The 10,514-nt window shown below is 73.4% G+C and carries 8 protein-coding genes; 6 read left to right on the plus strand and 2 right to left on the minus strand.

What is annotated here, in order from left to right; all coding sequences use genetic code 11:
* Positions 1-18 precede the first annotated feature (18 nt).
* The 5 genes from QZL85_RS03505 (at position 19) to holA (ending at position 8,023) form a co-directional block, all read left to right on the plus strand.
* A complete protein-coding gene (locus QZL85_RS03505; protein ID WP_295573638.1) occupies positions 19-1,326 on the plus strand; it encodes an anthranilate synthase component I family protein in 1,308 nt (435 codons plus the stop codon).
* 69 nt (positions 1,327-1,395) lie between these two features.
* The gene (gene leuS / locus QZL85_RS03510) at positions 1,396-3,987 is read left to right on the plus strand and encodes a leucine--tRNA ligase (protein WP_295573641.1); all 2,592 of its coding nucleotides are present in this window, start codon (positions 1,396-1,398) and stop codon (positions 3,985-3,987) included.
* An 89-nt stretch (positions 3,988-4,076) separates the two neighbouring features.
* Entirely contained in the window at positions 4,077-4,655 is a 579-nt protein-coding gene (locus QZL85_RS03515) for a ComEA family DNA-binding protein (RefSeq protein WP_295573644.1), read from the plus strand.
* On the plus strand, positions 4,652-6,979 hold the full coding sequence (locus tag QZL85_RS03520) for a ComEC/Rec2 family competence protein (protein ID WP_295573646.1): 2,328 nt from the start codon (positions 4,652-4,654) through the stop codon (positions 6,977-6,979). The genes QZL85_RS03515 and QZL85_RS03520 overlap by 4 nt, the downstream gene beginning before the upstream one ends.
* A gap of 9 nt (positions 6,980-6,988) precedes the next feature.
* Entirely contained in the window at positions 6,989-8,023 is a 1,035-nt protein-coding gene (holA, locus tag QZL85_RS03525) for a DNA polymerase III subunit delta (RefSeq protein ID WP_295573648.1), read from the plus strand.
* Positions 8,024-8,103: 80 nt separating this feature from the next.
* On the opposite strand, the gene rpsT is transcribed toward holA, so the two are convergent.
* Entirely contained in the window at positions 8,104-8,364 is a 261-nt protein-coding gene (gene rpsT / locus QZL85_RS03530; RefSeq protein WP_295573650.1) for a 30S ribosomal protein S20, read from the minus strand.
* Positions 8,365-8,574: 210 nt separating this feature from the next.
* Here rpsT and QZL85_RS03535 point away from each other — a divergent pair, with 210 nt between their 5' ends.
* Complete coding sequence (locus tag QZL85_RS03535) at positions 8,575-9,837, plus strand: MFS transporter (RefSeq protein ID WP_295573653.1); 1,263 nt, start codon at positions 8,575-8,577, stop codon at positions 9,835-9,837.
* Here the strand turns inward: QZL85_RS03535 and QZL85_RS03540 are convergent.
* Positions 9,788-10,510: an alpha/beta fold hydrolase gene (locus tag QZL85_RS03540; protein WP_295573657.1), complete on the minus strand. Its 723-nt coding sequence runs from the start codon at positions 10,508-10,510 to the stop codon at positions 9,788-9,790. The two genes, QZL85_RS03535 and QZL85_RS03540, sit on opposite strands and share 50 nt — an antisense overlap.
* Between the last annotated feature and the right edge of the window lie 4 nt (positions 10,511-10,514).

Below are 10,514 nucleotides of genomic sequence, written 5' to 3' on the forward strand. Positions count from 1 at the left end.
CCGGTCTAGCCTGTGAGGGTGCCTCCTGTCCTCGCCGCCCGCGCGCTGGTCGGCTGGACGGACCCCGCCGTCCTCCACGCGAACGGTCCCGCGCGCGCCGCGCACAGCTTCTGGCTCGACGCCGGCCCGGGTGCGACGAGCGGATGGAGTCTCCTCGGGATCGGCGCACCGTCCGACCCGCGCGCGCCGCGTGAGGTCGTCGTCGCCCCGACGCCCCGGTCCGCTCTTCCCGTGCCGTTCCGGGGCGGGTGGGTCGGCTGGGTCGGATACGACCACGCCGCCGCGCGCGCCGGCGCCCCCGCCCTGACCGATGACACCGCGCCGGAGGAGATGTGGCTGGAGGTCGATCGCTTCGTCGCCGTCGACCATGCCACGCACACTCTCTGGGCGGTGGCGCCCGCCGGCGAGCTCGGGGCGTTCGCCGCGCTCGTCCAGACCTGGCGGGCGGGACCGCCGCCGGCCCGCATCGCTCCGCCTCCCCGCGTCGCGTCCGGTCGGCACACGCCCGAGGCCTACGCGGATCTCATCGCCCGGTGCCGCGACGCCATTCGGGAGGGGGATGCGTATCAGCTGTGCCTCACGACCCGCTTCGACGTGCCGGCCTCCGCGGCCCCGATGGATCCGGTCGCCGTCTACCTCGCCCTCCGCGACGCGACGCCCGCGCACCACGGCGGCCTCGTGCGCAGCGGCCCGTTCGCCCTCGCGAGCGCGAGCCCCGAGCGGTTCCTCGAGATCGGGGACGGCATCGTGCGCACCCGCCCCATCAAGGGGACGCGGCCCCGAGGCGCCGATCCCGCCACGGACGCCGCGCTGGCCGCAGAGCTGCGCGCGAGCGCGAAGGAGCGGGCCGAGAACGTGATGATCGTCGATCTCATGCGCAACGACCTCCAGCGCGTGTGCCTGCCGGGCACCGTCGCGGTCGAGGAGCTCCTGGTCGTCGAGTCCTACCCTGCGGTGCACCAGCTCGTGAGCGCGGTCGGCGGTCGCCTGCAGAGCGGACGCACGCTCGGTGACGTGCTGGATGCCGCCTTCCCGGCCGGCAGCATGACCGGCGCCCCGAAGCTGTCGGCCATGACGATCCTGCACACGCTGGAGGGGGCACCGCGCGGCGTGTTCGCGGGCTGCTTCGGGTGGATCGGGCACGATGGCGCCGCCGACCTCGCGATGGTCATCCGCTCGATCGTCGTGCACCCGGAGGGCGCGTGGGTCGGCGCGGGCGGCGGCATCACCTGGGGATCGGAGCCCGACGCCGAGGTGGCCGAGGTGGGGGTCAAGGCCCGCGGCCCGCTCGCCGCCCTCGGGGCCGATCTCCCGCCGGGCTGGTGAAACCGCGCATCCGGTAGCCTGGACGGGTGCGCATCGCGCGCATTCCCGCCCCCGCACGATTGGCTTCCCTTGTCCACGACCTCCACGCCCGACGCCACTGCACACCCGGAGGACGGTGCGTTCGACACGCACCTCGTCCAGGCGAAGTGGCAGCGACTCTGGGCCGAGGCCGACCCGTTCCGGGCCGGGGACGAGGGCGACACCCGCCCGCGCAAGTACGTCCTGGCGATGTTCCCCTACCCGTCCGGCGACCTGCACATGGGGCACGCGGAGAACTACCTGTACTCCGACATCGTCGCCCGCTTCTGGCGGCACCGCGGCTACAACGTCCTGAACCCCATCGGCTGGGACAGCTTCGGCCTGCCGGCGGAGAACGCCGCCATCAAGCGCGGCGCGGACCCGCGCGCCTGGACGTACGAGAACATCGCGCAGCAGAAGGCGAGCCTGCAGCAGTACGGCGTCTCCTTCGACTGGTCGCGCGTGCTGCACACGAGTGACCCGGACTACTACCGCTGGAACCAGTGGCTGTTCCAGCAGCTCTACGAGCGGGGCCTGGCCTACCGCAAGGAGAGCCCGGTCAACTGGTGCCCGAACGACCAGACGGTGCTCGCCAACGAGCAGGTCGTCGACGGCCGCTGCGAGCGCTGCGGCGCCGAGGTCGTGAAGAAGAAGCTGACCCAGTGGTACTTCCGCATCACGGAGTACGCGGACCGCCTGCTGGACGACCTCAACCAGCTCGAGGGGTTCTGGCCGCACAAGGTGCTGCAGATGCAGCGCAACTGGATCGGCCGCTCCATCGGCGCCGACATCGACTTCGAGATCGAGGGCCGCTCCGAGAAGGTCACGGTCTTCTCGACCCGCCCGGACACGCTCCACGGGGCCACGTTCTTCGTCGTCGCGCCCGACTCCGACCTGGCCGCCGAGCTGGCGTCCGGGGCCTCCGCGGAGGTGCGCATGCGCTTCCAGGACTACCTCGAGCGCGTGCAGAAGGAGACCGAGATCGAGCGGCAGACCGCCGATCGGCCGAAGACCGGCGTCTTCCTGGAGCGGTACGCCGTCAATCCCGTCAACGGCGAACGCCTGCCCGTGTGGGCGGCCGACTACGTGCTGGCCGACTACGGCCACGGCGCGGTCATGGCGGTGCCGGCGCACGATCAGCGCGATTTGGACTTCGCCCGCGCGTTCGACCTGCCCGTCCGGGTCGTGGTCGACACGACAGCCCCCGTGACGGGCGCGATCGCCGTCATCGAGCTCGACGAGCAGGGCGTGCCGATCGATCCGGGCTCCGCCGAGCCGGGCCTCGCCGAGCTCGACCCGGCCCGCACCGGGGTCGCACTGACGGGGGAGGGCCGCCTGGTCAACTCCGGCGCGCTCGACGGCCTGAGCAAGCGCCACGCGATCGCCCGCGTCATCGAACAGCTGGAGGCGGCCGGCACGGGCCGCGCCGCCAAGACCTATCGCCTCCGTGACTGGCTCATCTCGCGCCAGCGGTTCTGGGGCACGCCCATTCCGATGGTGCACACCGCCGACGGCCGCATCGTTCCGGTCCCGGCGGATCAGCTTCCCGTCGAGCTGCCCGCCGCTGCGGGACTCGACCTCACCCCGAAGGGCACGTCGCCGCTCGGCGGCGCGAGCGAGTGGGTCGCCACCGTCGACCCCGAGACGGGCGAGCCCGCGCTCCGCGATCCCGACACGATGGACACGTTCGTCGACAGCTCGTGGTACTTCCTGCGCTTCCTGTCGCCGGGCGACCCGAACACGGCGTTCTCCACGGCGGAGGCCGACAAGTGGGGCCCCGTCGACTTCTACATCGGCGGCGTCGAGCACGCCATCCTGCACCTGCTCTACGCGCGCTTCATCACCAAGGCCCTGTACGACATCGGTCTCGTCGAGTTCACCGAGCCCTTCGCGAGCCTCATCAACCAGGGCATGGTCATCCTGGACGGCGCGAAGATGTCGAAGTCCAAGGGCAACCTGGTGCTGTTCCAGGAGGAGCTCGAGCTGCACGGCGCCGACGCCCTGCGCGTCGGCCTGGCGTTCGCGGGTCCCGTGGAGGACGACAAGGACTGGGCGGATGTCTCCACGACGGGCGCCGCGAAGTTCCTCGCCCGCGCGCTGCGCGTCGCCCGCGACGTCGCCAGCCCCACCGACGTGGTGTGGAAGGACGGCGACGGCGGACTGCGTCGCGTCACGCACCGCCTGTGGGCAGACGTGCCCGCCCTCGTGGAGCAGACGAAGTTCAACGTCGTCGTCGCGCGACTCATGGAGCTCGTGAACGCCACCCGCAAGGTGATCGACTCCGGCGCGGGTGCATCCGACCCGGCCGTGCGCGAAGCGGCCGAGGCCATCGCCATGGTGCTCGACCTGTTCGCTCCGCACACGGGGGAGGAGATGTGGGAGATCCTCGGCTACGAGCCGTTCGTCGGCCTCGTGCCGTGGCGCCAGGCGGACCCGACCCTCCTCGTCGAGGAGTCCGTCACAGCGGTCGTGCAGGTCGACGGCAAGGTGCGCGGCACCCTCACGGTGCCCGCGCGCGTCTCCGCCGACCAGCTCGAAGCGCTCGCCCGTGCCGACGAGAAGGTCGTCCGCGCCCTCGCGGGACGCACCATCACGCGTGCCGTCGTCCGGGCGCCGAAGGTCGTCAGCTTCACCACCGCGTAGCCTCCTCCCCGGCCGGCGTCCGGCGCGATCCGTCCACCAGGTCGTGATCGCACGCTCGATGCCGGCGCCCGAGGTGTGAACCTGGCGCGGTGAGCGGAACGGCCGAGGCGGTGCGCGCACGCCGCCGACTCGGCGTCGGCGCCGCGATCATCCTGGTGCTGGCCGCCGCGGCGACGACGGTGCTCATCGGGGTCGTCCGCACGACCGGGGACGCGGGGGAGGTCGTGCCGCTCCACACGACGGCCCTCAGCCCCGCCGCGGTGTACGTGCATCTGGCCGGTGCTGTCGCACGCCCGGGGCTCTACCGCCTCGACGAGGGTGCCCGACTCGTGGACGGCGTGGCCGCGGCGGGCGGGTTCGCAGCCGACGCCGACCGGTCCGCGGTGAACCTGGCGCGCCTTCTGACGGACGGCGAACAGGTGCACGTGCCCCGTCTGGGGGAGACGCCGGCGGCGGGATCCGCCGGCGCGGGGGACGGCCGCGTGAACCTCAACACCGCGGAGGTCGCCGAACTCGATACGCTGCCGCGCATCGGCCCGGCACTCGCGGAGCGCATCATCGCGTGGCGCGAGGACAACGGCCGCTTCACGAGCGTCGAGGACCTTCTGGCGGTGCCCGGCATCGGCGAGAAGATGCTCGCCGGGCTCCGCGACATGGTGACGCTGTGAGCAGCTGCACGGCGCGACGACGCGATCTGCGGCTCGTCCCCGTCGCGGTGGTCGCGTGGGGCGCGGCCGGCATCGCGACGCAGGTGCCGACGGCGTCGCCCGGGATCGCAGCCGGGCTCTGGGCGGCCGTGGCGGCCGTCCTCGTCGTCTCCCGCTGGATGCCATCCTCCACGCGCGCCACGGCGGCGTTGGCGGCCGTCGCGCTCGCGTGCGCCGCGGCGGTCGCCGGTCACGTCGCCCTCGCACAGCCGACGCGTGCGGCGGCGTCCGCTCTCGACGTCGACGGCGGTCGCGTGCTCACCGTCGAGGCGACGGTCGTGGGGAAGGTGGAGCGCAGCGCGGTCGGCTGGCGGTTCGACGCCGTCACGGACCGGATCGCCTACGGCGAACGCGCGTTCACCGCTCCGGTGCCCGTCCTCGTGCGGGCGGACGATGCCCCGCCCGGACTCGACCTGGGTGCCCGGGTCGAGCTGCGGGGGACCGCGTTCCGCGCGGAGGCGGGCGACCGCCCCGTCCTCGTGATCCAGGGGGGCTCCACCCTTCGGGTCCGGGCGCCGCCCGCGGGACCGCTCGCGGCCGCCGCCGACCTCCGACGCGGTCTGCACGCCGCGGTGGCCGGCTTGCCCCAGCCGGCCGCCGGGCTCGTCGCCGGGCTCGCGGTCGGCGACACGTCGGAGGTCACCGCGGACCTCGACGCGGCCATGAAGACCGCATCCCTGTCGCACTTGACGGCGGTGTCGGGCGCGAACTGCGCGCTCGTCGTCGGGCTTGCCTTCGCCGCAGCGGCGGGGGCCGGCGCGCGGCGCGGCATCCGTGTCACAGCCGGGCTCGTGGCACTGGCGGCCTTCGTCCTGCTCGTCTCACCGGAGCCCAGTGTCGTGCGGGCGGGTGCGATGGCGGCGATCGCGATGCTCGGCGTGCTCCTCGGCCGGATCGGGGCAGGAGTGTCGGTGCTGGCTCTCGCAGTCACGATCCTGCTCGTCGTGGATCCGTGGCTCGCCGGATCCCTCGGCTTCGCGCTCTCCGCGGCCGCCACCGCATCGCTCCTGCTGGTGGCGGGTCCGCTCGCCGACGGGCTCTCCCGGTGGATGCCGCGGCCGCTCGCGCTCGCTCTCGCCGTCCCGCTGGCCGCGCAGCTCGCGTGCGCACCGCTCATCGTCCTGATCGACCCGCGCGTCGCGGTGTACGGCGTCGTGGCGAACCTCCTCGCCGCGCCCGCAGCGCCGGCCGGAACCGTTCTGGGCCTGGCGGCGTGCCTCACGGCCGGCGTCCCCCTCCTCGGTCCGGGACTGGCGACGATCGCCTGGCTGCCGTCGGCGTGGATCGCGGGTGTCGCCGGGACGTTCGCCGCTCTTCCCGGCAGCAGTGCACCGTGGCCGGAGGGGCCTCCGGGGTTCGCGCTGCTCGCCGTGACCGGCGCCTGCGCGACGGCGCTGATCGTGCCGCGTTCGGGGCCCCGGCTGCGCCGCGCCGCCGCGCTGGTCCTCGCCGCGCTGATCGGCGTGGGTGTCGCGGTCGGCCCCGTCGCGACGCTCATCGACCGCGCCACCGTGCCGGACTGGGCGATCGTCGCGTGCGACGTCGGACAGGGCGATGCCGTCCTGCTCCGGTCGGAAGGGCGCGTCGCGCTCGTCGACACCGGTCCCGACCCCGTGCCGCTGCGCGCGTGCCTCGATCGGTTCGGCGTCGAACGGATCGACCTTCTCGTCCTGACCCACTTCGACCTCGACCACCGCGGCGGGATGGATGCGGTCGTGGGCCGGGTGGACGTGGTCCTGCACGGCCCGCCGGCGACGCCCGAGGACGACGCCGTCCTGGCCGCACTGGCCTCCCAGGGCGCCGCGATCACGGCCGGGCATGCGGGTCTGTCCGGATCGCTCGGCGCCGCCGGGTGGCGCGTGCTGTGGCCGCGCGCGGCGGACCGCGCGTTCGCGCCCGGCAATGACGCCGGCGTCATCGTCGCGGTCGAGGGCGGCGGCATCCCGTCCACGGTGCTGTTGGGCGACCTGTCGGCTTCCGCCCAGCTGGGGCTGCTGGCGACCGGGCGCGTCCCGGCGGACGTCGCCGTCGTGAAGGTCGCCCACCACGGCAGTGCGGACCAGGAGCCGGCGCTGTACGCGCGGCTCGCGCCGCAGATCGCGCTCGTGACGGTGGGGGAGAACACCCACGGCCACCCGCGCGAGGAGATCCTCAAGGTCCTGCACGCACTCGGCGCGGCCGTGCTGCGGACCGATCAGGGCGGCGCCGTCGCCCTGTGGACGGCGGACGACGGCATCCACGTCTGGCGGGCGGAGACGTCCGCCCCTGTCGTGAGCCGTCAGTAGGCTGGAGGTATGACGCCGTCCCCGCGCCGCCCTCCCGCGCGCACCGCCGCGGCGATCCCGCAGATCTCCTGGCGGTCGCCGCAGCCGGCGCCCGTGGTGCTCGTCTCGGGGCCGGAAGAGGTCTGCGCGGAGCGCGCGACCGCGGGCATCCGCGAGTACCTCCGCGCGGAGGACGCAAGTCTCGAGGTCTCCGACCTCCGCGCCGACGACTACGCCGCCGGGTCGCTCTTCGCGCTCACCTCGCCGTCGCTGTTCGGTGAGCCGCGGCTGGTCCGCGTCACGGGTGTGGAGAAGTGCAGTGACGCGTTCCTGACCGAGGCGCTGGCCTACCTGGAGGCTCCGCAGGAGGGGGCGACGGTCGTCCTCCGCCACACCGGCGCCAGCGTCCGCGGCAAGAAGCTCCTGGATGCCATCCGGGCGGGCTCCGGCGGCGGAGTCGAGATCGCGTGTCCCGCCATCAAGCGGGACTCCGACAAGTTCGACTTCGCGGCGGGGGAGTTCAAGGCCGCCCACCGCCGCATCGCGCCGACCGCGCTGCGCGCCCTCGTCTCGGCGTTCGCCGACGATGTGACCGAACTCGCGGCCGCGTGCCAGCAGCTCATCTCGGACGTGGCGGGCGATATCGGCGAGGACGTCGTCCAGCGCTACTACGGCGGTCGCGTCGAGGCATCCGCCTTCACCGTCGCCGACACGGCGATCGCCGGGCGCTACGGCGAAGCCCTCATCGCCCTCCGGCACGCGCTCGCGAGCGGGGCGGACCCCGTGCCGCTCGTGGCCGCGATCGCCTCGAAGCTGCGCACGATGGCACGGGTCGCGGGCTCCCGTGAGCCCGCCCGCGAGCTCGCGTCCCGCCTCGGCCTGAAGGACTGGCAGGTCGACCGCGCACGGCGCGACCTGGCCGGCTGGTCGGAGGCGTCGCTCGGCATCGCCATCCAGGCCGCGGCTCGGGCCGACGCCGAGGTGAAGGGCGCCTCCCGCGATCCGGTCTTCGCCGTCGAGCGTCTCGTCACCGTCATCGCGACCCGCGCTCCGTACGGCGCCTGAGCTCCGCCCGGCTCACCGGACGACCCCGGGAACGACGAAGGCCCACCCCCGGAGGGATGGGCCTTCGTGACAGACGGGGCTCAGAGAGCGGCGACCTGCTTCGCGATGGCCGACTTGCGGTTCGCAGCCTGGTTCTCGTGGATGACGCCCTTGCTCACGGCCTTGTCGAGCTTCTTGGTCGCCGTCGCGAGAGCCTTCTCGGCAGCGGCCTTGTCGCCGGCGGCGATGGCCTCGCGGGTGCGGCGCACCTCGGTCTTCAGACCGCTCTTGACGGCCTTGTTGCGCTCGTGCGCCTTGTCGTTGGTCTTGTTGCGCTTGATCTGCGACTTGATGTTCGCCACGTTCGACGTATCTTTCGTTCGGAGTTATCGATGGATGTGCCGAGAGACAAGAGAGGGCTGTCGCACGGCGGTCGTGTGAGAGAGGAGCCCACACGCAAGCCAATCACCGAGTCTATCAGGTTTCGCCCTTGCGGCCGTGCCGCAGCGGCCCGCCGCACAGCGTCCGGCATGATCGGTCCTGCCGGATCCGGCCTGTGATGAAGGAGCCCCGTGGCATCGCCTCCCCCTCCCGCACGTGTCGGCGCCCGCTGGTACTCCCTGTTCGCACTGGCATGGCTCGCGATCTGGGCCGTGCAGCTCACGCCGCTGCAGCTGCTCATCCCACTCCAGCTGGACACGCCCGGGGGAGAGGGCGAATGGATCGGCGGCGTCGTGGTCTCCGGGCTCGTCCTGGGGGTGGGGGGTCTCGTGGCCCTGATCGTGACGCCGCTCGCCGGCGCCCTGTCCGACCGCACCCGCTCGCCGCTCGGCCGTCGCCGGCCGTGGGCCCTCGCCGGCACGGCGCTGATGACCGTCTCGCTCATCGGGACGGCGTTCGCATCGGGGCCGCTGGCGGTGGGCCTCGGCTGGACCGGACTCTCCCTCGGCGTCGCGATCGCCTCGGCCGCGTTCACGGCGCTGATCGCCGATCAGCTCACCGATCAGCGCGGCGCCGCCTCGGCGGTCGTCGGCTCGACGCAGGCGGTGGGGCTCATCGTGGGCGTCGGGACGATCGCCCTCCTCGACCTCGACATCACCACCGGCTACCTCGTGCTCGCGGCCCTCGTCGCGGCGTCCGGGACCGCCGGGGCCCTCCTGCTGCCCGATCCCACGCGCGGGGTCGCGCTGCCCGCGCGGCATGACCCGCCCGCCGCGCGCTGGGCGGTGCTGCGCGACCGCGACTTCACCTGGATGCTGGGCGGACGCTTCGTCGTCAACGTCGGCAACGCGCTCGGCACCACCCTGCTGCTGTTCTTCCTGCTGTACGGGGTCGGCACCCCGGCCGCGCAGGCCGAGGACGACCTGCTGCTCCTGATCCTCGTCTACACGGTGTTCGTCGTGGCGGCCTCGATCATCGGCGGGCGGATCTCCGACCGCTCGGGCGACCGCCGAGGGCTCGTCGTCGCCGCCGCGCTCGTCCAAGCCGTCGCGGCGGCGCTCCTGGCGGCGGTCCCGACGTATCCGGTGGCTCTCGTGGCCGCCGCGATCCTGGGGATCGGCTTCGGCGCGTTCGCCTCCGTGGGTCTCGCGCTCGCAACCGATCTCCTGCCGCGTGCGGAGGACCATGCGCGCGACCTCGGTCTCGTCGCGGTGGCCGCGAACCTCGGTCAGCTGCTCGGTCCGATCATCGGAGCCGCGCTCGTCGCTCTGGCGGGTGGATTCTGGCTCCTCTTCGCCTCCGCCGCGGTCCTCTCGGTCGGCGGCGCCGTCATGACCTCACGCGTCAGCGCGCGGCATCCATCGTCGCGAGAGCCAGGTCCAGCACCGCATTGAACACCCGCGGGCGCATCGCGGTGACGAGGTGCGTCGTGCGGGGGACGACGATCAGCTCGGAATCGGGCACGAGCGACAGGAAGAGCCGCTCGTTGACGCGCAGCTGGTCGTACTGCCCGTTGACGAACCACGTCGGCACGTCGATGCGGCGGAGCGCCGCGAGCAGGTCGAGGACCGGCAGGCTCGCGAGCGCCACGTCCTGTGCGTCGTACGCATAGCCTCCCGCGCCGAAGTCGCCGCGCGTCTCGGGCGGCAGCGTGCCGGCGAGCACGCGGTCGGTGAACCACTGGCCGCGACCGGGGAGCGCGTTGAAGCCGCGGGCGAGCGTGCGGTAGGCACGCAGGCCCAGCCCGCGCGGGATGGCGCAGCAGGAGGCGGCGATGAAGGCGTCGACGGGCGGCCTGGTCTCCCGCCCGACGTACTCGATGCAGAGGAGGCCGCCCATCGAGTGGCCGGCGAGCAGCACGCGACCGCGGGTCGCGGCATCCTGCACGGCCGCGTCGATCGTCCGCATCGCCTCGTCGAGGGTGAACACCTCACCCAGGCGCGTACCGTGCCCCGGCAGATCCACCGCGACCGAGGGGATGCCGCGCGCCTCGAGGTGCGCGCGCTGAGCACGCCACATCGAGGCGGAGGTGCGGATCCCGTGCACCATCACGACCGAGATCGTCATGGCC

The sequence above is a fragment of the uncultured Microbacterium sp. genome (genome assembly GCF_900078385.1).
GTDB lineage: Bacteria > Actinomycetota > Actinomycetes > Actinomycetales > Microbacteriaceae > Microbacterium.